The sequence below is a fragment of the Pectobacterium sp. F1-1 genome (assembly GCF_025643735.1).
GTDB lineage: Bacteria > Pseudomonadota > Gammaproteobacteria > Enterobacterales > Enterobacteriaceae > Pectobacterium > Pectobacterium colocasium.
Genome location: NZ_CP104733.1, coordinates 463,468 through 485,154, shown reverse-complemented (window position 1 = coordinate 485,154; position 21,687 = coordinate 463,468). Strand labels below are relative to the sequence as shown.

At 52.3% G+C, this 21,687-nt stretch carries 17 protein-coding genes, 1 tRNA gene and 1 pseudogene; 7 read left to right on the top strand and 12 right to left on the bottom strand.

From position 1 onward, the window contains the following. Nucleotides 1-199: 199 nt before the first annotated feature. From NAL19_RS02200 to NAL19_RS02185, 4 genes are read left to right on the top strand one after another with little or no spacing between them, the layout of a single operon-like run. On the top strand, nucleotides 200-1,621 hold the full coding sequence (locus tag NAL19_RS02200; protein ID WP_263058638.1) for a TolC family protein: 1,422 nt from the start codon (nucleotides 200-202) through the stop codon (nucleotides 1,619-1,621). Beyond that, on the top strand, nucleotides 1,618-2,619 hold the full coding sequence (locus NAL19_RS02195) for an HlyD family secretion protein (RefSeq protein WP_263058637.1): 1,002 nt from the start codon (nucleotides 1,618-1,620) through the stop codon (nucleotides 2,617-2,619). The genes NAL19_RS02200 and NAL19_RS02195 overlap by 4 nt, the downstream gene beginning before the upstream one ends. Continuing rightward, nucleotides 2,619-3,737 carry an ABC transporter permease gene (locus NAL19_RS02190; protein ID WP_263058636.1) on the top strand — a complete coding sequence of 373 codons (1,119 nt, stop codon included), beginning with the start codon at nucleotides 2,619-2,621 and terminating at the stop codon, nucleotides 3,735-3,737. Before NAL19_RS02195 ends, NAL19_RS02190 begins: the two co-directional genes overlap by 1 nt. Further along, nucleotides 3,731-4,924, top strand: a complete 1,194-nt coding sequence (locus NAL19_RS02185; RefSeq protein ID WP_263058635.1) for an ABC transporter permease — start codon at nucleotides 3,731-3,733, stop codon at nucleotides 4,922-4,924. The genes NAL19_RS02190 and NAL19_RS02185 overlap by 7 nt, the downstream gene beginning before the upstream one ends. A gap of 44 nt (nucleotides 4,925-4,968) precedes the next feature. Here NAL19_RS02185 and NAL19_RS02180 read toward each other — a convergent pair whose 3' ends face one another. The 12 genes and pseudogenes from NAL19_RS02180 to lptF all read right to left on the bottom strand — a co-directional run bounded on the left by NAL19_RS02180 (nucleotide 4,969) and on the right by lptF (nucleotide 16,346). After that, on the bottom strand, nucleotides 4,969-6,105 hold the full coding sequence (locus NAL19_RS02180) for a lipase family protein (RefSeq protein ID WP_263058634.1): 1,137 nt from the start codon (nucleotides 6,103-6,105) through the stop codon (nucleotides 4,969-4,971). Between the two features lie 265 nt (nucleotides 6,106-6,370). Next, on the bottom strand, nucleotides 6,371-7,492 hold the full coding sequence (locus NAL19_RS02175; protein WP_263058633.1) for a cupin domain-containing protein: 1,122 nt from the start codon (nucleotides 7,490-7,492) through the stop codon (nucleotides 6,371-6,373). Between the two features lie 90 nt (nucleotides 7,493-7,582). Then, the gene (locus NAL19_RS02170) at nucleotides 7,583-8,011 is read right to left on the bottom strand and encodes a GNAT family N-acetyltransferase (protein ID WP_225086696.1); all 429 of its coding nucleotides are present in this window, start codon (nucleotides 8,009-8,011) and stop codon (nucleotides 7,583-7,585) included. Between the two features lie 239 nt (nucleotides 8,012-8,250). Next, complete coding sequence (locus NAL19_RS02165; RefSeq protein WP_225086695.1) at nucleotides 8,251-8,883, bottom strand: LysE family translocator; 633 nt, start codon at nucleotides 8,881-8,883, stop codon at nucleotides 8,251-8,253. A 592-nt stretch (nucleotides 8,884-9,475) separates the two neighbouring features. Further along, a protein-coding gene (locus tag NAL19_RS02160; protein WP_263058632.1) for an IS5 family transposase occupies nucleotides 9,476-10,284 on the bottom strand; the annotation gives its coding sequence in 2 pieces (ribosomal slippage) (nucleotides 9,476-9,931 and nucleotides 9,934-10,284; 807 coding nt in all). Between the two features lie 215 nt (nucleotides 10,285-10,499). Continuing rightward, nucleotides 10,500-11,834, bottom strand: coding sequence for a type II toxin-antitoxin system HipA family toxin (locus NAL19_RS02155; RefSeq protein ID WP_263058631.1), 1,335 nt, complete (start codon nucleotides 11,832-11,834; stop codon nucleotides 10,500-10,502). A 4-nt stretch (nucleotides 11,835-11,838) separates the two neighbouring features. Next, on the bottom strand, nucleotides 11,839-12,144 hold the full coding sequence (locus NAL19_RS02150) for a helix-turn-helix domain-containing protein (RefSeq protein ID WP_225086687.1): 306 nt from the start codon (nucleotides 12,142-12,144) through the stop codon (nucleotides 11,839-11,841). Between the two features lie 307 nt (nucleotides 12,145-12,451). Next, the gene (locus tag NAL19_RS02145; RefSeq protein ID WP_263058630.1) at nucleotides 12,452-12,613 is read right to left on the bottom strand and encodes a CopG family transcriptional regulator; all 162 of its coding nucleotides are present in this window, start codon (nucleotides 12,611-12,613) and stop codon (nucleotides 12,452-12,454) included. Between the two features lie 18 nt (nucleotides 12,614-12,631). Further along, nucleotides 12,632-13,593 (bottom strand): annotated as a pseudogene (locus tag NAL19_RS02140) (tyrosine-type recombinase/integrase). A 220-nt stretch (nucleotides 13,594-13,813) separates the two neighbouring features. Next, nucleotides 13,814-13,898 (bottom strand) — tRNA-Leu (locus tag NAL19_RS02135). Between the two features lie 256 nt (nucleotides 13,899-14,154). Further along, a complete protein-coding gene (gene lptG, locus NAL19_RS02130) occupies nucleotides 14,155-15,231 on the bottom strand; it encodes an LPS export ABC transporter permease LptG (RefSeq protein ID WP_263058629.1) in 1,077 nt (358 codons plus the stop codon). Beyond that, on the bottom strand, nucleotides 15,231-16,346 hold the full coding sequence (gene lptF, locus NAL19_RS02125; RefSeq protein WP_225086677.1) for an LPS export ABC transporter permease LptF: 1,116 nt from the start codon (nucleotides 16,344-16,346) through the stop codon (nucleotides 15,231-15,233). The genes lptG and lptF overlap by 1 nt, the downstream gene beginning before the upstream one ends. A 283-nt stretch (nucleotides 16,347-16,629) precedes the next feature. On the opposite strand from lptF, the gene pepA reads away from it, so the two are divergent. From pepA to NAL19_RS02110, 3 genes are all read left to right on the top strand, one after another. After that, nucleotides 16,630-18,141: a leucyl aminopeptidase gene (pepA, locus tag NAL19_RS02120; RefSeq protein WP_010284628.1), complete on the top strand. Its 1,512-nt coding sequence runs from the start codon at nucleotides 16,630-16,632 to the stop codon at nucleotides 18,139-18,141. A gap of 99 nt (nucleotides 18,142-18,240) precedes the next feature. Further along, the gene (locus tag NAL19_RS02115; protein WP_225086675.1) at nucleotides 18,241-18,690 is read left to right on the top strand and encodes a DNA polymerase III subunit chi; all 450 of its coding nucleotides are present in this window, start codon (nucleotides 18,241-18,243) and stop codon (nucleotides 18,688-18,690) included. 12 nt (nucleotides 18,691-18,702) lie between these two features. Continuing rightward, entirely contained in the window at nucleotides 18,703-21,558 is a 2,856-nt protein-coding gene (locus tag NAL19_RS02110; protein ID WP_263058628.1) for a valine--tRNA ligase, read from the top strand. Nucleotides 21,559-21,687: the final 129 nt, after the last annotated feature.

The following is a 21,687-nucleotide window of genomic DNA, read 5'->3' as shown; positions in this document are numbered from 1 at the left end:
TTCCAATTTAACCTCTTATATTATTTGAATAATTGAGAATTTAGACCAAAACTAAATCATCTCCGGAAATAATAGAAATCACGCGGCTTGTTTACTTCAGCGCGAGATCTATTTCTTTATCCTACACAGGCTTCGCTTTTTAGCAGGCTTACTCCTACCACTTTGGCGGCATTTGGGTAAAAGGATGATTTCATCAGGCATGCCACGAGTAACACACAGCAAAAAACGATTTCTGGCTTATTTCCCCGCTGCGCTATTGCTATTGCAGTGCTGGTCGCCCACGGCATTTGGGCAGCCCCTCTCATTTAATCAGGCCTGGGTACGCCTGCTGCAAAGCGATGATGGCATTGCCGCTGAGCACGCCGGAGTCGATCGCGCTCAGTCCCTGAAAGAGTCTGCCAAAGGTCTCTATTGGCCGCAGGTCAACGTGGGCGCAAGCTATACGCGCCTCGATAAACCTGTTGAGCTGGATGCGCGCGACTTAAACCCGCTGTCGAATCACCGGGACATCTTTGCCGCACTCAATCAGTTGATTAATATCAGCGGCAATCCCTTCGTCACCCGCTTCACAGAACAAAATGTGGTCACCAGCTCCGTTCAGGTCGTCTGGCCGTTATTCACCGGAGGCCGAATTGATGCCGCGCAGTCAATTCGGGCCGCGCAGGTGAATGAGGCAGAGCAGATGCTGATTGTCCGCACGCTGGCGCAGTTTGAGGCGCTGGCACAGACTTACTACGGCGTGGTGATGGCACATCAGGTGATGAAGACGCGTCAGGATATCGAGAAAGGTATGGCGCAACACTATGATCACGCCCGTAAGCTGGAAGCGCAGGGGCAGATCGCCCGGGTCGAGGTGCTGTCCGCCCAATCCGCTTATGACATGGCGCGCATAGAAACACAAAAAGCGCGGCGAAATATGGAGACCACCGAAATGGTCTTCGCGAAGTTGATCAAGACAGAAGGTGCCACCCCCTCTTCTTCGCTGTTCATAAATAAAACGCTGCCCGAACTGCCTGCGTTGGTGAAACAAACGCTCAACACCCACCCCGGTCTCAAGGTGCTTTCTGCCAAGCGCGATCAGGCCAAAGATCTTATCCGTATTGAGCGTGCCAAATACGCACCTGACGTGTTCTTATTCGGCAATTATCAGCTCTATGAACAGGACACGCTGGCCGCCAGAACCACACCAGACTGGATGGTGGGCGTCGGCGTTTCCGTCCCGCTCATCAGCCGTGAAGGCCGTTCCGACAATATTGCCGCTGCGAAAAGCGCAGAAATGCAAGTTAACTATCTGGAAGCCGATATGCGGCAAAATCTTGAAATCATGGTCGAGAGTACATGGCGAGAAGCCCGACTGGCGCTGGAAGAATTCAACTCCCTGTCTTCGACAGAAAAGCTGGCCGAAGAGAACGTCCGGTTGCGCAACAAGGCATTTACGCAGGGGATGTCTACCTCGCTAGACGTGGTGGATGCGCTAAACCAACTGGCCGGTGCCAAGACACAACGCGCCTCCGCAGCCTATCGTTACGTGGTTTCCATCGCCAGATTAATGGCCATTTCCGGCCAGATAAACCGCTTCGCTGACTACCAGACCCATTACGCCATACAGGTGACACCATGACCCAACCCCACCAGCCCGCTTCACGTTCAACACGCAAATGGCTTCTTCAGGCCGTCCTGCTGATTGTGGTTGTCTGGATAGCCTATCGCTTCTGGCTCGCCTACCAGCCCGAACCGATACGCTTACAGGGGCAAATCGAAGCACAGCAGTATTCCGTGTCGTCAAAAGTGGCTGGCCGTATCGCAGACGTGCCAGTACAAAAAGGCCAACAGCTTGACGTGGGCGATCTCGTCTTCACGCTCCTGACACCGGAACTGGACGCAAAGCTGGAGCAGGCAAAAGCTGGCGAAGCCGCGGCGGGCGCGGTGGCGCTAGAGGCCAAGAAAGGCGCACGTGAGCAGCAAATCGCCGCTGCCAAAGATCAGTGGCAAAAAGCCAAAGCCGGTTCCGAGCTAAGCCATAAGACCTACCTGCGCGTGCAGAATCTCTATCAGGAAGGCGTACTGCCGCTGCAAAAGCGGGATGAAGCCAAAGCCTCCTGGGATGCCGCACGCTATACCGAAGGGATGGCGTGGCAGGAATATCAAATGGCGCAGGAAGGCACACGGAAAGAAACCCAGGTAGCCGCAGAGGAAAAAGCCCGAATGGCCGCCGGTTCCGTGGCCGAGGTGGAAGCCTATCTGGCAGAGGCGCGCGTTGTTAGCCCACACACGGGAGAGGTCAGCAATGTGTTGCTGCGCAGCGGCGAAATTGCGCCACAGGGCTTTCCTGTGGTTACGCTACTGGACATGAGCGACATCTGGATCCAACTGGCGGTACGCGAGGATCTCCTTGAGCGCTTTGCGATGGGCACCGAGTTTGAGGCACGTATTCCGGCGCTGAACAACCAGACATTCCGGTTTAAGGTGTCCTACATCTCCGTCATGGGGGATTTCGCCACGTGGCGTGCAACGGATACCCGACAAGGGTTTGATATGCGAACATTCGAAGTAGAAGCGCGTCCGATTCAACCGATTAACGGGCTACGCGTCGGCATGAGCGCACTGGTAGAAATGTGATGATGCGCGAATGGAGGGCGCTGTGGCGCGATCGCTGGGGGATGGCGTTAGCGCTCTGGCTGCCGCTTATCACCATGCTGATGACCTGGTGGACGCTATCCGGCGCGATTGTCCGCGAACTCCCCATCGGTCTGGTTGATCTGGACAACAGCACGATGTCGCGCCAATTTGCCAGAGAACTGCATGCATCCCCCTCTTTCAACCTGAACCATCAGTTCCCGTCAGTGGCAGAAGGCTCAGCCTCATTGCGTGGCGGCAAGATCTATGCGCTGGTGGTCATCCCACGCCACTTTGAGCGTGATATCCGGCAGGGAACATCACCGACCATCATCGCCTGGAATAACGGGCAATTCGTTTTGGTTGCGAAAGTCATCAACAGCTCGCTGGCGCTGGTAGCAGGAACATTCAACGGACAGATCGCCGTGATGCAGGCACTGGCTCAGGGGGCAGCCGTTCCTGAAGCCAAAGGACTGGCGGTGCCGATCGGCGGACAGATTACCGCGCTGTTTAACCAAAACGCCAACTACGCCCAGTTTTTGCTGAACGCGATTATTCCCTCGATCTGGTCGATTCTACTCGCGCTCTACGGCCTGAATACGCTGGCTCGGGAAGATCGGCACGGAGCACTCTGGGTGCCGGAGAACCACACTGCGGCCATCGGTGCTAAATTCCTGACGCACTGGCTGATAGGCTGGACGTGGGGCGGCTTATGGAGCTACGGGCTGTATAGCCTGCTTGATTACCCACTCAGCGGCTCAGCGCTGCTGCTCTTCGTCGCGATCGGCGTGACGGCTGGTGCCTGCGTCGCACTGGGTATGGCCTTCTATGCGCTGATTCGCGACCCGGCACGCGCCGTTTCTATTGTTGGGGCGTTAATGGCACCTGGACTGGCATTTATGGGTATCACCTTTCCGGCGGCAGCAATGGAGACATTCGCCACATTCTGGCGACAGTTGCTGCCCGTCGCTCACTATGGCGATATCGCGATTGCCATCACCAGCTACGGCGCAGGGGTCGTTCAGATCGCGCCTGCATTGACAGCGCTCGCCCTATTCTGGCTGTTGCTACCGCTGACTCTCTGGCGCTATCGACCCCGTGACAAGGAGGTAGCATGCTGACCTTCGCCACCCTCATCCGGTTTGAGCTGCGCAGCTTACTGCGCGATCCGACCATCTTGCTCACGCTGTTCGGCGGGATTCTGCTCTATTCCTTTCTTTATCCGCGACCTTACCTCGCCCAGACGCCACGCGAACTGCCGGTAGTGCTGGTCGATGAAGATGGCACTCAGCTCTCACGCCGTCTGGCGTTTATGGCTAACGCCACGCCGGAGGTAAGGCTGGTGGCACAGCGCAATACGCTGGATGAGGCCAAGGCGCTGCTTCTGCATGGCGAAGCGAAAGGGATTCTCTACATTCCGCGCCACTTCTACCGCGATATCATGCAGGGAAAAAGCGTCACGGTAAGTTATTCAGCAGATGCCAGCTACTTCCTGATCTACGGCGCGATCGCACAGTCTCTGGCGACGGTCGGCGGTACCGTTGGCGCACAGGTTAAAATCGCACGACTACTGGCTCAGGGAGAAGGCATACCCGCGGCAAGCTCACAGTGGCAGGCAACCTCGCTGAATGCCGTGCCGGTATTTAACCCCACCATGGGCTATGTCGATTACGTGGTTCCTGGCGTTTTCATGTTGATACTGCACCAGATTTTGCTGATGGGATGCGGCCTGCTCGGTGCAGGACAAAACCAGCAAACACAGTCAGGAATCGTTCACTACTGGCAATATGCGACACCGTGGCGCTTGCTGCTGGCGCGCACATTGGTCGTGGGCGGCGCTTACCTGCTCTCGCTGCTTTACATGCTCGGTTTTTGTCTCGATGCCTACGGCATCGCGCGTGAAGCTAGCATGGGCAAATTGCTGCTGTTTGCGCTGCCCTTTCTGCTCTCAACGCTATGGCTCGGTGTGGTGCTCGGTGCTGCCTTTACGCGCAAAGATCTCCCCAGCCAGGCAGTGCTGCTCTCCTCCATTCCGATTGTCTTTCTCTCCGGCTTTATTTGGCCTGTGGAAATGATTCCCGCACCGCTGAACTGGCTCGCGCAGTGGATACCAGCCGTTTTCACGATCCAGGGAATACTGCGTCTTAATCAGATGGGTGCCGACTTTGCCCAGATCGGCGCATTCTGGTGGCATTTATGGCTGTTGGCTGCCCTATACGGCCTGCTGGCCTGGGGGATGTTAGGGTATCGACAACGGCAATATCGCAGAGAACATCAGGCCGCGCGTCGCTGGCTGGCACATAATTGAACATTAAAAACAAATGCCCCGACAGATTCGCCGGGACCAGAGGCTTACTGTTTTGCTGACCACACAAAAGGAACCGAATTACGCAGCGAAACATTAACCGTTTCGCTGTGGTTCATGCCCTTATATTCATGCACTTCTGCTGACGTCCCTGCACTAATGACATCTTCCGCAAAGTGACGCTGCATCTTCGTCGGTACGTTAATGTCGCTAGTCCCAATCCCAATGAAGACCGGTTGGTTAACCTTGAGTGTGTTGTAGCGCAAATTCGCGGTTTGGCTGTCCAGTAATCCTTGTATCGCAGGCTTCAGGCTATTCTTCGCATTCAGCCCCTCGGCCATTACCTTCTGCGTCAGTTCACCGATACACATCTTACGTGCGTCAGCGACAACGGCCGCAGCTTTCGGTGTGAAATAATCATCAACCTTAAGCTCTTTATTGATATCGGCCGCCGAGAGATAGATATACATCACATAAGGGATTTTCGGATCGCCGCCCTCTCCGCTTTCCCCAGCAAAAAGCTCTGCCGCAGAGGTTTTGTCGTCAAAATAGGGTGTACCAGTCAATACGGTCGAGGCGATATGCAAACTCGGCGCATAATCCGGTTGGTAGCCTGCTGTCGCAAAGGCCGCATGCGCCCCCTGTGACTGGCCGACAAGCGTTAACTGATTACGTAGCGGGAATGTACTCAGAGACGCTTTTACGCTATCCAACACGCTCCATGCCTCACCGCGTGAATTGAGATAGTGATGCAGCCCATCCGATCCCAGCCCCGCATAATCTGGTGCCACAATGGCAAACCCCAACGATAACCAGGTATTTAAATACTGCGCATCCCGTGCTGAACGTGGATTGAGAGACGGCGCGCAAGAGCTCGCCACACCTATCGTTCCATGCGTCCACACGACGACAGGCCAACCGCCTTCTGGCGCCTCACCTTTGGGGATGAAAACAGCACCGGTATCGTCACGTGGGCTTTTGCCATCCACACCACTTCGAGAATGATACTGGATCAGATACTGCTCAGCGGCCTCCATGAGGCCATACTCCTCACCCAACGGCACTTTTTTTAATAGTGTGCCAGGCGCCTTCGTGTCTGCGAAAGAAAACGGTGCCACCACACTGGCTGATATAATGAGGCATAACGCTAAGGGGTATTGTTTTATTTTAGGCAAAGGAAACATGACATCTCTCCAGAGTTATTTAATTACGCATCGCTCTAAAAGATAGTCCAATTCTGCATTCCTTGACGGGATAAAGTTATTTTTTATTAATAAATTCAATAGATAACTAACTCTTAGCCAAAGAAGATTAATCTTGTGGCGATATGGATATTAACGAGGTCAGGTTGATAGTCAGCTATTAACAGGAAGAATCCACCAAATAACAACAGTGGCTCCCGAAGCCCGCCATATAATACGTGTTCGGAAGCCGCTAAAGAGAAGCATATTACTCGTCGAAGAACCAGTAGCCTTGATTAACCAGACCGGTTAGCTCAGCCACGAATGCCGGATTATCCAGCGCCTCGCCCAGCTCTTTTTTACCAAGAACGGTGTAACGACACAGCGCATCGGCCGCTTTCGGATCGACCGTATCCAGCCGTTCGCTATTAATGAAGTAGCTACCGCCGACTTCCAGCACTCGTAAACCGCTCAGACGCGTCAGCACATCACCATCCATCAGCGCCCCCACAATCTCGTCCTGCTCATACGGCGGTTCTGCCGGTGCGATATCCAGCTCATGGCGTGGCGTCGTCACAAAGCGGCCAAACCACTCTTTAAGCGCTTCCGGCTGATTAATTACATCGATCATCATCTCGCGCAGACGATCAAACTCATAGTCTTCAACCAGGCCTGGATGCTCCCGACAGGTCAAATCCGGGTCGCTATAGTGTTCACCGCCGAGATCGTTCTCCAACACGTAGTCAGCAAAGCTGCTGATTAAATCTCTGCCGTTCGGCCCACGGAACCCCACGGAGTAGTTGAGCGCGGTTTCGTGCGTAAAGCCATCGTGCGGGAAACCCGGTGGAATATAGAGAATGTCGCCCGGCTCAAGATCTTCATCAATGATCGGCGGGAAAGGATCAACATGCAGCAGCGCAGGGTGCGGGCAGAACTGGCGCATCGGCAGCTTATCCCCTACGCGCCAGCGGCGACTACCCATCCCCTGAATGATAAAAACATCGTACTGATCGATATGCGGGCCAACACCGCCACCCGGCACAGAAAAGGAGATCATCAGATCGTCCAAACGCCAATCCGGCAACACGCGGAACGGACGCACGAGTTCAGCAGACGGCGCATGCCAGTGATTCACCGCCTGAGCCAACAGCGACCAGCCGGTTTCCCCCAGATTATCAAAATGCTCAAACGGCCCGTTGCTGGCCTGCCACTGACCATTTTTATGACTGACCAGACGGCTATCGACCTCCGCCTCCATCGCCAACCCCGCCAGTTCATCCGGCGTAATCGGGTCAATAAAATTCGGGAAAGCGTTCTTTAATACAACAGGCTGTTTTTGCCAGTATTTTTCTAAGAATTCTGGCCAGTTAAGATTAAGTTGGTAAGCCATGCGTCCACACCAGTGAGAAGAGAAACGGGCCTGATTATAAAGAAGGCCACGCCTTATCTACTTTGTCATGGGTCAATGGGCGGATAACTATCATACGGCCTGCATATTCTTCTTTATTAGATAGTGCCTTAACATGCCTTCTTCAGGAAAATCGGGTAACGACATTTGCCGTTGATAGCCTTGCTTTTCATAGAAAGGAAGCGCCTGAAAGCTAAAGGTATCCACAAGCGCATGGCGGCACCCAAGACGTATCGCCTCCTGTTCCGCAGCTTTCACCAACGCGCTACCGAGCTTCAGGCCTCTGGATTCTTCGCTCACCCACAAATAATCAATACACAGCCATAACCCTTTACGCATTGCGATCAACCCACCAAGCAGAGTCCCGGCACTATTTCGGTGAAAAATCCCGATTTGCCCAAAGGAGGCAGGATTAATAAACCGATGGTTGTAGCTTCTCAGGCCTGCAAAAAGTTCCTCCCGATCGCTCTCGGTAATATCGTGCGTCACGATTAATTCCACTCGTCCTCCCAGCTCACGTTTATTAAAAAGGCATAGTGATACAAATAACGTCCAGCAAACATACCGTTTCAGCGCTGTTCTTATCAGTGAAGGATGAACCGATCGCCTTTGAGGCAGAGAGGCTATCACAACGAAATGGGGGAATTAAGCAGGGGATAACGGATAATACGTCACCCTATCCGTTATCCCCATATCACACAGATATAGGCGTGAAATGAAAGAAAAGTGGGGAGTTACCCTCAACGGCGAGACTCACTTAATATTTTGACGGCGAGGGTTGTCAGAACGCCGCCCATAATCCAGCGTTGGATTAGCGCAAAGGATGGCCGTTTCGTGAGAAAATGCGCGATGGTTCCGGCAGAGATCGCGATTACGGCGTTAACTGAGACGCTAATGATGATTTGTGTCATACCGAGGGCTAACGACTGTGTTAAAACGCTACCATGAGCGGGATTGATAAACTGTGGCAATAACGATAAATACATCACAGCAATCTTTGGATTTAATAAATTGGTTAGGAACCCCATCATGAACAGTTTACGCGCGCTATCCTTGGGCAAATCGTTAACCTGAAAGGGTGATCTTCCGTTCGGACGTATTGCCTGCCATGCCAGCCATAGTAGATAAATAGCACCAGCGATTCGGATCGCATCGTAAGCATAAGGAACAGCCATCACTAATGCTGTTATACCAAACGCTGCACAGATCATGTAAAAAACAAAACCCAGAGCGACACCGCCGAGCGAAATCAGTCCAGCAGCACGTCCCTGACAAATAGAACGTGAAATAAGGTATATCATATTGGGGCCTGGCGTAAGCACCATCCCAAGCGCGATTAGCGAGAATGCAAAAAGGCTATTTATTTCTGGCATATTCCCTCCGGTTAACGACAAACCCATACCCGATTAATTCGAAGCGACTGACCTCAGTACCTGAAAATTGCCTGTTCAGGCGTGATTTCAATGACTATTCATTGAGAATGATCGTCAGGCTCTACAAAATCAAGCTGTTTCAATGATATTGGATATCATTGCTTACCCCACCTTATCTCTTTTCCCTTACTGCTTTGCTGCCACGCAACATCTCTGAATCATCACAATAATGGCTTGGCGAGGTTTCAACAGGATGCTTAGGGTGCCAGTCAGGCATGCGTTCCCGATCAATGGTTTTGGCTGATATGTCGGCATCTATTTGCACGACGTTCACGAGAGCATTCAATGTGGGAGGAAGGGTAAAATTATTATTTTACAGATATATATGGACGATTTTGGACATAAAAAAAGCCACCCTGAGGTGACTTGATTTTCATACTATGGTGCAAAGGCCGGACTCGAAACACTTTATATTTATATGATTTTAAATAAATATAAATGGATATTTATCAAATTTGACCACCAAATTGACCCCTATGTGCTTTAAACAATACTAACTCAACCAGCAACCACAGTGATATTAGCTAAGAGCCTATCCCAATAGGATTTTATTCCAGACAATAATGCCGCAGGAAAAATGCAGCATCGCCTCATCGTTTTCGACTTTTTTCTCCCAACGAGTCAGAAGCCGACGGAAGCGGTTCATCCAACTGTGCGTTCTCTCAACAACCCACCGACGGGCTTTGTCATTCATATTCTCTTTGCTCGCATCGGATTCTTCTTTACGCGACTGGATATGCGGTTCATAACGCCGATTTTTCAGTTCACGTTCCAGCCATTCCGCGTCATACCCCTTATCCAGACAGATATTCAGCCTTCTGCCCGGCCTCCCCGTCTGAAGCGCATCAAGGGGCTCTGTGACTAACCTGATATCGTGAGTATTTGCCCCTGCGACAACCACTGAGAGCGGCAGCCCGTTCGCATCGGTCATCAGGCTACGCTTTACCCCCTGTTTCCCCCGGTCCGTGGGGTTCCGGCCTGTTTTTTTGAGCCTGCCAGCGGGGATTTTGTCATACAGCCGTCCATCGACAACCATGACCAGTCGATGGCTTTCAGTTGCTCGCTGGTCATCAATCCGCTCTGCCAGAAACGCTCAAAAACCCCCTCTGCGCGCCATTCCTGAAAGCGGCGGTGTGCAGAACTTGATGAACATATCCCTGTTTCATTTAGTGCGTTCCATTGGCATCCGGTGCGAAGAACAAAGAAAATGGCGTCCATAGCCACTCGGTCATCAACCCGTTTTCGGTGCGTTCCCAGTGGATGGTTAGTTTTATGTTCAGGAATAAGCGGCGCTATTTTTTCCCAGAGTTCATCACTAATCCGCCACGTGCTGCCAGTCATGCTACGTCCTCAAAAATTCTCAGTTACTTATATTCTAACAATTCCTATTGGGATAGGATCTTAATCTAGCCATGAAAATCAGGTGGGGGAAACCGTGACCCCTGACTAAGTGGGGGCAAGGTGGGGGATGTTTATGATCGCTTTCCCTAGTCACTCACCGTTCTGTGGCTACCCCTGCCTGAAAGGTGAATTGCTTCAAGACGTTCTTCAATATCCTATTTACGGTGCAATTCTTGTAACCGACCACACTGTTGTCGCATACCGTCAAAAACACATTCCGCAAGCTCTGGTGGGAATGACTCAGGCAGCAACGAAGATACACGTTCAATAACCTCAGGTGTCCTAGATATAATATCATCCATCATGGCTTCAACCTGTCGTCTACCCAGACCAGTTAATTCACCATGATTGACCCAATGCCGCCGTTGAATTCTGTACAGATGGTAATAATTACTACTACCCCGAACAGCCATTGCCAGCTTGCACTTCTGCCAGGAAATCTGGTTATTACGCGGACCAATGACCGGCCATGCCGATAAAACATCATAAAGCGGCGTAAGGTGATAGCGACCTTGTGGCTCAATAGCGATACTGAAGTTTTTGGCGTGCCCATCAGTAGCCGCTATCAGCCAGAAAATAATTTGCGCCCTGAAAAACTGCGCTTTGTCCTGCTCAGCCTGTTCCGAATGACTCAGTATGGTCATAATATCGGAAATCCCCGGCCCACCATCAGACTGGTATTTTCGTAGCGGGGAAACACCCAGAGCCTGACACATATCCTCTTGTGGCAAGCGAATGATCCATTGCTGATCGCTTGACCATCTTCTATCAAAACGCTCAACAACCAGTGCCTTCTGCTCTTCAAACTGTGCAATCTGTGTTTTTGCGACAGGAATCCCATATTCCTTAAGGATCAAAGAACACAGCCATTCATTTTCAACCGACGTACTCATATCCGCTTGCATATTACCCACTAGCCCGAGTGGTAACTTGAAAATATGCGTCGTAGGGGTACTCCCTTCTGGCAAACACCATTGCCTTTCATGCCAGAGTAAAGCCGTTTTTTCCTGCGCACCGGCAATCGATAAACGTAAATCGTCAGTATCATCCTGCCGACCTGGCAGCAATGCCGCTGTTGTATTACGCAATATAGTGGCGATCTCAGCTTCACAAAGTGGGCGATAATTTACGGAAAATAGATCTGTGGGCTCCTCATTACCATTCAGTAACTGTATTGCGCCAACACAGTCTCTTCCCAGCTCAGCCAACAGATCAAAAGGCTCAAGGCTATCAGCGTGGTAACGCGTTGCTAAACGCCTGCGTATACCTTCGCTGTCAGGCAATAAATTATCAAAATAGTCGCGTACCACATTGCCGCGCCAAAGCTGATTACCGGGGGTGAAAAGCAAAGAAAGCGATAAAGGTCTTCCCTGTTCATCAGCGATCCATTCGGGAAGATATTGCAACTTATCTTCGCCTCGGGTCTTTTCCCAGAATCCCACTTGAATTCCATTCATCCATATTGCTAAACGCTGTTGTGTTCGAGGCATAGTGTCACCATTTTTCCCGTCTGGCGGGTGAGCCTATTGACTTTTCTGGCTCTTCCATTGTTGAGGATGACATAGAGAAATGTACTCTTGGTCCAGAAGACAGCACCACCTCAACCCCCAGAACGGTGAGCACTTTAAACAAGCGCTCAATACTGGCACTTCCGGGGTTTGCTTCCAAACGGGCATAGGTTTGTTGTGTTACACCTAACCTTTCAGACACGTCTTTTTGCGTCAGCCCCTTAGCTTTGCGAAAGCCAACCAGCAATGGGCGCAACTGATTCAAGGTTTTCAACGGATAGACTGTATTCATAAGGCACTTACCCTTACTTTAGATACTTATACATACTATAGGCTGTTTTTGCATGATACACCCTATAAGCTGTAAGAATAAAATACAGCATATAAGCTGTAAAGTGATAAAACAGCTTATAGATTGTAATAAAGATAATATTCTAATGATGGAAGACGATCTGGCGGAAATGATACTTGGGAACTACGAGCAGCAGAAAAAATCATCCACATAAGAAAAATGAGCACCAGCCCCTCCCAAAAAAGGGGCTGGTGCGGAGCTTAATGCATAGGCTTTAGATACAGGATACGCCCCGTATTTGTATCGATTATGCTTGCTTCAGTCTGGTGATGAACGCCTGCATATCAGCGTAATTCACAACACGTCCTGCATAAACATCGGCAAGTCCTTGTAAGACCCTCTGATGGCGCTGTTCTGCCTCCTCAATCAGAGAAGTGAGCGCTACCGCTGGTTTTTTCGTTTTTTTCATCGCTAAGACCCTAATGAATCAAACATTTTTAAACTCATACGGCACCACATACTCTTCCCTATTGGCATCCAGATAATCTGCCCACCATTGCAACATTAGTCTGCGCTCATCCAGATGTTCCGCTTTGTGGATATAGGCAGCACGAACACCGTTGCGTTCCTGATGGCTCATTTGCCGCTCTACCGCATCCCGCGACCACTGGCCGGACTCCACCAGTGCGCTACAGGCCATGGTGCGGAAGCCATGTCCACACACTTCGGTAGTGGTGTCGTAGCCCATGGTTCGCAATGCATTGTTGACGGTGTTTTCACTCATCGGTTTGGTTGGTCGACGATCGCCGGGGAAAATCAGTTCATGAGCACCGCTGATGGCCTTAATCTGTTCCAGCGGCGCTAAAGCCTGTCGGGATAACGGCACCAGATGTTCAGAGCACATCTTTGCGCCGCGCTGCGAATGTTTCACGCCGGGGATTGCTTCTCGTTCGGCCGGTATCGTCCACATAGCGCGTTTAAAGTCGATTTCCGGCCAGCGGGCCGTAGCTCGCTGGAGCGGATAAAAACGCACAGCGTGAGTTTTAACGCCAGTCTGGTTAACGCCCGCCCTTTGTGGCGTTCTATCCTTGTCAGAAAATCCGGCAGTTTATTCAGTTTCAGGGCTGGCCGATGGGTAGCTTTTGGTGCGGCTATCGCCCCGGAGAGGTCTTGCGTCTGCTCTTTTTCTTCTTCACGCTTTTCCGTTGGGTGGATACCCTCCAACAGCAGCAATCGTATCTCATCACGCTTCTCTCTGGCCTTCGCCAGCGAGATCAGCGGATAGGCACCGAACGCAATCCGGCTTTCCTTACCTTCAAAGCGGTATTTGAGATACCAGCGCTTAGAGCCGTTAGGACTCACCAAAAGATACAGGCCGTGCGCGTCAGCGAGCTTATAGGCTTTCTCGCGAGGCTTAGCAGTACGGGCAACAACGTCGGTCAGCGCCATAATTTGGGGGTCAACTCATAATCGAAGTGAATTTACCCTCACCTTGACCCCCAAATCATCTGGATGTCAATGGACGAAGAAAGACCACTGTGGATAAAACAGACAAAATCGCAGAGAGGGAAATTAAATTAAAATCGTTATTTTACAGGTGGATATGGACATTACTGGACGATTTTGGACATAAAAAAAGCCACCCTAAGGTGACTTGATTTTCATACGTTGGTGCCGAAGGCCGGACTCGAACCGGCACACCTTGCGGCGGTTGATTTTGAATCAACTGCGTCTACCGATTTCGCCACTTCGGCACAGAAGTAGTATGCGGAAAACGGGTGCATTATACCGTTTGGCGGCCCATGCGCAACGTTAATCCACTCCGCGTTCGGTTAAGTGCTGAAAAAATCATCTTTAGCAACGTGTTATGACCCTTGCGCCTCGCTAGAGCATGGTGATCAAGGTTACTGTGAACAATGAATATCCACATCCATAGGGCGTTGGTTTCATTCTGACAATAAAAAAGCGCCAAGGGCAATCCGCTCGGCGCTTTTTCTGGTTTAGTTGGTGCTATCGGCGTTTCAGCAGCAGCGCCACGCTGATGAACAGAAACACCGAGCTCGGCAAGATAGCGCCTAAAATCGGCGGAATGCCGTAGACCAGGCTGAGCGGGCGGAAAATCTCATTCAACAGGTAGAAGAGGAAGCCAAAACTGATACCAATCACGATACGTGACCCCGCCGACACGCTGCGCAGCGGGCCGAAAATGAAAGAGACCGCCATGAGCATCATCACCGCGACGGAAACCGGTGCAAAGATTTTGCTCCACATGTTGAGTTGGTAGCGGTTAGACTCTTGTCCACTTTGCTTCAGGTACTTGGCGTAATCATGCAGCCCGCGGATCGACAGCGCATCAGGCTCCAGCGCCACCACACCCAGTTTATCGGGCGTCAGATTGGTTTTCCATTCACCGCTAAGCGTCTGGCTCCCACCAATCTGTTTGCCGTCGCTCAAATCAGATTCATCAACCTGCGAAAGTCTCCAGACATTCCTGTCATCTTCAAACTCAGCGGAGGCCGCATAACGTACCGATAACAATTTATTGTTATCGTCAAAGTGGTAGATGTTGACGCCAGACAGCTCTTTATCGCCCGTCACTCGTTCGATATAGATAAAGTCATTGCCGTCTTTTGCCCACAGTCCGCCCTGCGTAGAGATCATCGACCCACCGGAGATCATCTGAGAACGGTAGTTGCGTGCCATCTGTTCTCCTTGCGGAGACACCCATTCGCCAATCGCCATCGTCAGCAGCACCAGCGGAATCGCAGTTTTCATTACTGCCGTCGCAATCTGCAAGCGGGTAAAGCCGGAAGCCTGCATCACCACCAGTTCGCTGCGGGTCGCAAGCTGGCCCAGCCCGAGCAACGCACCGAGCAGCGCCGCCATCGGGAAGAAGATCTCAATATCTTTGGGTACGCTAAGCAACGTGTACAACCCAGCGCCCAGCGCCGAATACTCGCCCTGCCCAACTTTACGCAGTTGGTCGACAAACTTGATGATGCCGGAGAGCGACACCAGCATGAACAGCGTCGTCATGATGGTGGTGAAAATCGTTTTGCCGATATAGCGGTCTAATACACCAAACATCAGGCCGCTCCTTGTGTTCTAAGAGTACGAGGCTTAAAGCGGGCGCGCACTTTGCGCATCGGCACGGTATCCCACAGGTTAAGCATCAGCGCGATGCCGAAGTACATCAGGTTGGTCAGCCAGACCCATATCATCGGATCGATTTTTCCTTTACTGGCGTTAGAACGCAGCGAGCTTTGCAGCAGGAAGAAGATCAGGTACAGCAGCATCGCAGGCAGCATGCTCAGCACCCGGCCCTGACGTGGGTTCACCACACTCAGCGGCACCACCATCAGCGCCATGATTAGCACCGAAAGAATCAACGTCAGCCGCCAATGGAACTCTGCACGTGCATCGTGCGCATCCGAATGCCAGAGCGCTTGCATATCCATTTGCTGCACGTCGCTATTATTCAGCGTCACGGTCTGGTGACCGATCACAGCCTGATAGTTGGTGAAATCGGTGATACGAAAATCACGCAAAAGCGCCGTGCCTTCGTAACGCGAACCGTTATCCAGCGTCACGACCTGCGCACCATCTTCGTTTTGTTTGATATGACCGCGATCGGCAACCACAACAGAAGGCCGCGCGTTACCGCTGGGGCGCAGTTGTGCCAGAAAGACGTGCTGAAACTCCGAACCTTTGACATTACCGACAAACAGCACCGCGTTGCCGCCCTGCGCAGACTGGAACTGCCCTTCGACCAGCGCTGCCATGCCGGGGTTCGCCTTCGCTTCCGCCAGCACTTCTTCCTGATGCCGGGACGACCACGGGCTAAGCCACATGACGTTAATGGTGGCGATGATGGCGGTGAACACCGCCAGAGCCAATGCGGCTTTCAGCAAGACACGTTTACCCAGCCCGCAGGCGTGCATAACGGTGATCTCGCTTTCCGCATAGAGGCGGCCAAACGTCATCAATACACCAAGAAACAGGCTTAATGGCAGGATGAGCTGCACCATTTCTGGCACACCCAATCCCAACAGGGAGATAACCAAATTTGTCGGGATTTCACCATCAACAGCGGCACCTAATATCCGCACTAATTTCTGACAAAAGAAAATCAGTAACAGAATGAAAAGGATGGCCAGTTGGCTCTTAAAGGTTTCCCGTACCAGATATCGAATGATGATCACGCTTAATTACGCCTGTGAAAACTTGTCTTTTTGCAGGAAAATCGATAGTTTCTTCGCTAACGCGCCATTTATACTCATTTTTGGCAGCCCTCTTAGCTAAAACGGTATTACAACACACTGCGTTTGAGCTGTTGTATCAGAACCTGCTTATTAGTCACTAAAACAGGTTCGTTACGTCGTTAAGATTAACACAGGTTATGTTAACGCAACGGCGGGAAAGTATTACGGAGTGTCACATTCTAGCCGTTGCCCCCGCCTTTGTCTTTAAGATTCAGGAGAGTACATGGAGTTCAGCGTAAAAAGCGGTAGCCCGGAAAAACAACGCAGTGCCTGCATTGTCGTCGGCGTGTTTGAACCGCGTCGTCTGTCCCCTATTGCCGAACAACTCGATAAAATCAGCGACGGCTATATCAGCGCGTTGCTTCGCCGTGGTGAATTAGAAGGCAAAGTGGGGCAATCACTGCTCTTGCACCATGTACCTAACATTCTTTCCGAGCGCATCCTGCTGATTGGCTGTGGTAAAGAGCGTGAGCTTGATGAACGCCAGTACAAGCAGGTGATTCAGAAAACGATTAACGCCCTGAACGAAACCGGCTCGATGGAAGCAGTCTGCTTCCTGACCGAACTGCACGTGAAAGGCCGTAACACGTACTGGAAAGTGCGTCAGGCGGTCGAAACTGCCAAAGAGACGCTGTATACCTTCGATCAGCTTAAGAGCAATAAGGTCGAGCTGCGCCGTCCGCTGCGCAAAATGGTGTTCAACGTGCCAACACGCCGTGAACTGACCAGCGGTGAACGTGCGATTCAGCACGGTCTGGCGATTGCTGCGGGCATCAAAGCCGCGAAAGATCTCGGCAACATGCCGCCAAATATCTGTAATGCCGCCTATCTGGCTTCGCAGGCGCGCCAACTGGCTGATACCTACAGCCAGAACATCATCACGCGCGTGATTGGCGAACAGCAGATGAAAGAGCTGGGCATGAATGCCTATCTGGCCGTGGGTCAGGGCTCGCAGAATGAATCGCTGATGTCCGTGATCGAATATAAAGGCGATCCGAACCCGGAAACCCGCCCGATTGTGCTGGTAGGTAAAGGGCTGACGTTCGATTCCGGCGGCATATCCATCAAGCCTGCCGACAGCATGGACGAAATGAAGTACGACATGTGCGGCGCGGCCACGGTCTACGGCGTGATGCGTATGGCGGCCGAACTGGCGTTGCCGTTGAACATCATCGGCGTGCTGGCAGGTTGTGAAAACATGGTCGATGGCCGTGCATACCGTCCGGGCGATGTGCTGACCACGATGTCCGGCCAAACGGTAGAAGTGCTGAATACCGATGCAGAGGGTCGTCTGGTTCTGTGTGATACGCTGACCTACGTTGAGCGCTATGAGCCGGATGTCGTCATTGACGTCGCGACGCTGACTGGCGCGTGCGTGATTGCGCTGGGGCACCACATCACCGGCTTGATGGCGAACCACAATCCGCTGGCGCACGAGCTGTTGAGCGCGTCCGAGCAGTCTGGCGACCGCGCATGGCGTCTGCCACTGACCGACGAATTCCAGGAACAGCTGGAGTCCAATTTTGCCGATATGGCGAACATTGGCGGTCGTCCGGGCGGAGCAATTACCGCAGGCTGCTTCCTGTCGCGCTTTACGCGTAAGTACAGCTGGGCGCATCTGGATATCGCGGGCACCGCCTGGCGTTCCGGCAAAGCCAAAGGGGCTACAGGTCGCCCGGTCGCGCTGTTATCACAGTTCCTGCTTAACCGTGCTGGGCAGAACGACGTAGAATAGCGTAGCTAACGCACATGCAACGTGAAGTATGACGAGTATAATCGGGCCGGATATTCCGGCCCTTATCAATACTGTGAACACTAAAAATTCGTGTAAATAATGAAAAACGCAACGTTCTATCTTCTCGAACACGACAGCAAAAGCGGTGAGCTCAGCGCCCATGAGGCGCTGGCCTGCGATCTGGCGGCAGAACGTTGGCGAGCAGGAAAGCGCGTGCTGATTGCCTGTGAAGACGAGCAGCAGGCCATCAGACTGGATGAGGCACTATGGCAACGCGACCCTCATGCGTTCGTGCCGCATAATCTGGCAGGCGAAGGGCCGCGTCACGGGGCACCCGTCGAACTGGCCTGGCCGCAGCGGCGTGGCAACGCGCCACGGGATCTGCTGATTAGCCTATTGCCGCAGTTCGCAGATTTTGCCACCGCTTTCCATGAAGTGATAGACTTTGTCCCTTACGAAGAATCCTTGAAACAGTTGGCGCGCGACCGCTATAAAACCTATCGCAGCGTCGGCTTCCAATTGACCACGGCTACGCCGCCAACTCACTGAATTTTGAGCATAATGGAAACGAAATATAACCCGCAAGATATCGAGCAGCCGCTCTACGAACACTGGGAAAAACAAGGCTACTTCAAGCCGCACGGCGACACGAGTAAAGAAAGCTTCAGCATCATGATCCCGCCGCCCAACGTCACCGGCAGCTTGCATATGGGTCATGCTTTCCAGCAAACCATTATGGATACGCTGATTCGCTATCAGCGTATGCAGGGCAAAAACACTTTGTGGCAGGCGGGTACTGACCACGCCGGTATTGCCACGCAGATGGTCGTTGAGCGCAAGATCGCCGCAGAAGAAGGCAAAACCCGCCACGATTACGGCCGCGAAGCATTCATCGACAAAATCTGGCAGTGGAAAGGCGAATCCGGCGGCAACATTACCCGCCAAATGCGCCGTCTGGGCAACTCCGTTGACTGGGAGCGCGAACGCTTCACTATGGATGAAGGCCTGTCCAACGCGGTGAAAGAAGTGTTCGTCCGCCTGTATAAAGAAGACCTGATTTACCGCGGTAAGCGTCTGGTGAACTGGGATCCAAAACTACGCACTGCGATTTCCGATCTGGAAGTAGAAAACCGCGAAGTGAAAGGGTCGATGTGGCACCTGCGCTATCCGCTGGCCGATGGCGTCAAAACGGCCGAAGGGAAAGACTATCTGGTCGTCGCTACCACCCGTCCGGAAACCATGCTGGGTGATACCGGTATCGCCGTTAACCCGGAAGATCCACGCTATAAAGATCTGATCGGCAAAGAGGTGATCCTGCCGCTGATTGGCCGTCGCATTCCGATCGTTGGCGACGAACATGCCGACATGGAAAAAGGCACGGGTTGCGTGAAGATCACACCAGCACACGACTTCAACGACTACGAAGTCGGTAAACGTCATCAGTTGCCGATGGTCAATATTCTGACGTTCGACGGCGATATCCGTCAGAGCGCCGAAGTGTTTGATACCAATGGCGAAGCCAGCACGGTTTACAGCAGCGAGATTCCAGAAGCCTTCCAGGGTCTGGAACGTTTTGCCGCACGTAAAGCACTCGTCGCCGCATTCGATGAACTCGGCCTGCTGGAAGAAATTAAAGCGCACGATCTGACCGTGCCTTACGGCGACCGTGGCGGCGTGGTGATTGAACCGATGTTGACCGACCAATGGTACGTGCGCGCTGCCGTGCTGGCTAAACCCGCGGTAGAAGCGGTGGAAGACGGTCGCATTCAGTTCGTGCCAAAACAGTACGAAAACATGTACTTCAGTTGGATGCGCGACATTCAGGACTGGTGTATCTCCCGTCAGCTGTGGTGGGGTCACCGTATCCCGGCCTGGTACGACGCTAACGGCAATGTTTATGTGGGCCGTACCGAAGCGGAAGTTCGCAGTGAAAACAACCTCGCCGATGATGTCGTTCTGAATCAGGACGAAGACGTACTGGACACCTGGTTCTCATCTGGCCTGTGGACGTTCTCTACGCTGGGCTGGCCGGAGCAAACGCCGGATCTGAAAGCATTCCACCCAAGCAGCGTGATGGTGAGCGGCTTCGACATCATCTTCTTCTGGATTGCCCGCATGATCATGCTGACCATGCATTTCATCAAAGATGAAGACGGCAAACCGCAGGTGCCATTCCACACCGTCTACATGACCGGCCTGATCCGTGATGAGGAAGGCCAGAAGATGTCCAAATCCAAAGGGAACGTTATCGACCCGCTGGATATGGTAGACGGAATTTCACTGGAAGCGCTGCTGGAAAAACGTACCGGCAACATGATGCAGCCTCAGTTGGCGGAAAAAATCCGCAAGCGTACCGAGAAGCAGTTCCCGAACGGCATCGAGCCTCACGGTACAGACGCCCTGCGCTTTACGCTGGCGGCACTGGCTTCTACTGGTCGCGACATCAACTGGGATATGAAGCGTCTGGAAGGTTACCGCAACTTCTGTAACAAGCTGTGGAACGCCAGCCGTTTTGTGCTGATGAACACAGAAGATCAGGATTGTGGTTTTGGCGCAGGCGAGAAAGTGCTGTCGCTGGCTGATCGCTGGATTCTGGCAGAATTCAACCGTACGGTGAAAGCCTATCGCGAAGCGCTGGACGGCTATCGCTTTGATATTGCGGCCGGTATTCTGTACGAATTCACCTGGAATCAGTTCTGCGACTGGTATCTGGAACTGACGAAGCCAGTGATGAATGGCGGCTCGGAAGCGGAACTGCGCGGTACGCGCCACACGCTGGTTACCGTACTGGAAGCGTTGCTGCGTCTGGCACACCCGATTATTCCATTCATTACCGAAACCATCTGGCTACGCGTTAAAGCACTGAAAGGCATTAGCGCCGACACGATCATGCTGCAACCGTTCCCTGAGTTTGATGCTGCACAGGAAGATACGCTGGCGCTGAACGATCTGGAGTGGATTAAGCAGGCGATTATCGCCGTGCGTAACATCCGTGCGGAAATGAACATCGCGCCGGGTAAACCGCTGGAAGTATTACTGCGTGACGCGACGGCAGAAGCACAGCGTCGCGTGGAAGAGAACCGCAGCTTCATCCAAACGCTGGCGCGTCTGGAAAGCATTACGCTGCTGCCTGCGGGCGATAAAGGTCCGGTTTCCGTCACCAAACTCATTGATGGCGCTGAGCTGTTAATCCCGATGGCGGGTCTGATCGACAAAGCGGCAGAGTTGGATCGTCTGGCGAAAGAAGTGGCGAAAATCGAAGCCGAGATTGGCCGCATAGAAAGCAAGCTGTCCAACGAAGGCTTTGTGGCGCGAGCACCGGAAGCAGTTGTCGCCAAAGAGCGTGAAAAACTGGACGGCTACGCCGTAGCGAAAGCCAAACTGCTGGAACAGCAAGCGGTCATCGCTGCGCTGTAATCCTTCCCTTCTGGCCCTGACGACCATGTCAGGGCCTTCTTCTTTCTGCAAAATCCGGCAAAAAATCAACACTCCCCATTACGTGTAGTATTGCTATAGTGAATAGATTGATATCTATCACACTACCTG

Bases quoted from the DNA above. Each gene is read 5' to 3' on its own strand.
- NAL19_RS02200 (WP_263058638.1), top strand. From the start codon at position 200: ATGCCACGAGTAACACACAGCAAAAAACGATTTCTGGCTTATTTCCCC.
- NAL19_RS02195 (WP_263058637.1), top strand. From the start codon at position 1,618: ATGACCCAACCCCACCAGCCCGCTTCACGTTCAACACGCAAATGGCTT.
- NAL19_RS02190 (WP_263058636.1), top strand. From the start codon at position 2,619: ATGATGCGCGAATGGAGGGCGCTGTGGCGCGATCGCTGGGGGATGGCG.
- NAL19_RS02185 (WP_263058635.1), top strand. From the start codon at position 3,731: ATGCTGACCTTCGCCACCCTCATCCGGTTTGAGCTGCGCAGCTTACTG.
- NAL19_RS02180 (WP_263058634.1), bottom strand. From the start codon at position 6,105: ATGTTTCCTTTGCCTAAAATAAAACAATACCCCTTAGCGTTATGCCTC.
- NAL19_RS02175 (WP_263058633.1), bottom strand. From the start codon at position 7,492: ATGGCTTACCAACTTAATCTTAACTGGCCAGAATTCTTAGAAAAATAC.
- NAL19_RS02165 (WP_225086695.1), bottom strand. From the start codon at position 8,883: ATGCCAGAAATAAATAGCCTTTTTGCATTCTCGCTAATCGCGCTTGGG.
- NAL19_RS02155 (WP_263058631.1), bottom strand. From the start codon at position 11,834: ATGCCTCGAACACAACAGCGTTTAGCAATATGGATGAATGGAATTCAA.
- NAL19_RS02150 (WP_225086687.1), bottom strand. From the start codon at position 12,144: ATGAATACAGTCTATCCGTTGAAAACCTTGAATCAGTTGCGCCCATTG.
- NAL19_RS02145 (WP_263058630.1), bottom strand. From the start codon at position 12,613: ATGAAAAAAACGAAAAAACCAGCGGTAGCGCTCACTTCTCTGATTGAG.
- lptG (WP_263058629.1), bottom strand. From the start codon at position 15,231: ATGTTTGGTGTATTAGACCGCTATATCGGCAAAACGATTTTCACCACC.
- pepA (WP_010284628.1), top strand. From the start codon at position 16,630: ATGGAGTTCAGCGTAAAAAGCGGTAGCCCGGAAAAACAACGCAGTGCC.
- NAL19_RS02115 (WP_225086675.1), top strand. From the start codon at position 18,241: ATGAAAAACGCAACGTTCTATCTTCTCGAACACGACAGCAAAAGCGGT.
- NAL19_RS02110 (WP_263058628.1), top strand. From the start codon at position 18,703: ATGGAAACGAAATATAACCCGCAAGATATCGAGCAGCCGCTCTACGAA.